General features: G+C 75.7%; 1 protein-coding gene. It reads right to left on the bottom strand.

Annotation, left to right across the window (positions count from 1 at the left end; genetic code table 11):
* Positions 1 to 293 precede the first annotated feature (293 nt).
* Positions 294 to 1,886 (bottom strand): DUF3492 domain-containing protein, encoded by a 1,593-nt coding sequence (locus ACFV9H_RS38160; protein ID WP_385407966.1) that lies wholly within the window; start codon positions 1,884 to 1,886, stop codon positions 294 to 296.
* Between the last annotated feature and the right edge of the window lie 172 nt (positions 1,887 to 2,058).

The raw sequence follows: 2,058 nt of genomic DNA, 5'->3' as shown, positions 1-2,058 counted from the left end.
GACGCCTCCCCCCCCCCCCCCCCCCCGGCCCCCCCCCCCCCCCCCGGGGGGGGGGGGGGGCGGCCCGGGGGGGGGGGGGGGGGGGGGGGGGGGGCGGCCCCCCCCCCCCCGCAACGGCGCCGCGCCGGACACCGTGGCCGGGGCGGGAAGCGCAAGTGCGGCGCCGCTGCCGGGGCTCCGCCCCGGACCCCGCTCCTCAAACGCCGGAGGGGCTGAGGGTGCCCCCGGCGGGGCAGCGAATGTCGGGGCTGGGGGTGCCCCCAGGGCGGGGGACATGCCGGGGTCCACGGTGGTCATCGGGTCACCTCCGCGCCCGGCACGGCCCAGGTCGGACTGGTCCAGTGCCCCGGCACCCTCGCCTCGGCCGGCCGCGCGAACGGCACGTCCCCGTCCGGCCTCGCGGAGCCACGGGCCAGCAGCCGCAGGTAGATGTCCCGGAAGGCGCCCACGTTCTGCTCGACGGTGAACAGCTCCAGCGCCCGCGCCCGCGCCGCCGCGCCCAGCCGCTGCGCCCGCTCGGGATCCCGCAGCAGCGACAGGCACGCGTCGGCCAGCGCCCGCGGATTGCGCGGCGGTACGACGAGCCCCGTGCCGCCGATGACCTCGCACACGGCTCCCACGTCGGTCGACACGGTGGCCCGGCCGCTGAACATGGCCTCGGCCAGGGTGATCGGGAAGCCCTCGATCACCGAGGACAGCACGACGATCCGGCCCGCCCCGTACGCCTCCGCCGAGGTCGCCGCATCGGGTCCGCCGATCTCCTCGAAGGTGACGGGGTTCTCCCCCACCGTGACGGCGTCCGCGGCCTCGTCGGGGAAGAGCTGCGCCGCCAGTGAGCGGCAGTCGGCGAGGTAGCCGGGGGCCACGGCGGTGGCGAAGATCCGCAGCCGGGTCCCCGGCTCGGCCTTGCGGACCTCCGCGAAGGCGTGCAGCAGCCCGACGAGGTCCTTGGCGGGCTCTATCCGCCCGACCCACACCAGCGTGTCGGGGTCCCCGCAGTCCGCGGCCTCCCCGACGGTGGCGAATCGGTCCGCCTCCATCCCCGGATAGACCGTCCGCACCCGCTCCCGGGGGGCTCCGCACCGTTCCTGCCAGCGCCGGGCGTGCGCGTTGCCGGGTGTCAGGAGGTCGGCCTCGGCGTAGATCTCGCAGGCCAGCCGGAGGTGGAAGGCGGCGAGCAGGGCCCGCACGGTGAGCCGGGCGTCCTGCCGCTGCTCCAGGTAGTGGGAGCGGAGCTGGACCCCGTACTCGGTGACCAGCAGCGGAACCCCGCAGAAGCGTTTGGCCAGCAATCCGGGGATGGCCGCCACCCCGCCGGCCGCCGCGTGGCAGATGTCGACGGCGCCGAGACTCCCGAGCTGGGCGTTCTCCTCGTACCAGTCGAGGGACAACGGCCGCAGCATGCGCTCCAGTTCGTCCACGAACTCCAGCAGGTCCACCACCTGAACCGCCTGTACGGTGCGACTCGCGCCCGGCGCCCGGCACGCGGCCTCCAGCACCCGCACGGCGGATTCCGACCGCAGTGCGGCGTACAACCCGCCCTGCTCGCGGCCGAGTTCGGCGAGCCCGTAGAGCCCGTCGGCGAACGACCCGGGCTCGTCCGCGCAGACGCCCCGGACCAGCTCCTTGAAGCAGTCCGCGAAGCGTCGTCGCTCGCGCCGGGAGTACGTCCGCCCGTCGTCCGCGGGGGCCCACAGGGGGGCCGTGCGGACCTGGGTGACGTGGTCGGGGAGAAGCACCCGCGCACGCTCCTGGTCGGCGTCTCGACTCAGCGCGTACAGCTCGAACTCGTGCTGCGGGAGCCCGCGCACGAGCCGGTCGCACCACAGTCTGGCCTCGCCCGTCGCATACGGATAACCACCTTCCGTGAGTAGTCCGATCCGCACGAGTGGCACCCCCGATCTCCCATTTCAGGCGGTCGCCGTCGGTCTGACGACCCGCCGCGGGAGAACTCAAGCGGATATGCCGAAGGCGGGGCCGGCCGGTGTGGCGCGCGCCCCCCGCACGGGGGTAGCGGGGGTACATTAGCCCGGGGGTAGCGGGGGGGCCCGCCAGGGA

The organism is Streptomyces sp. NPDC059874 (assembly GCF_042731135.1).
GTDB lineage: Bacteria > Actinomycetota > Actinomycetes > Streptomycetales > Streptomycetaceae > Streptomyces.
The sequence above is the reverse complement of the archived record's forward strand: the minus strand, read 5'-3'. Positions and strand labels throughout refer to the sequence as shown.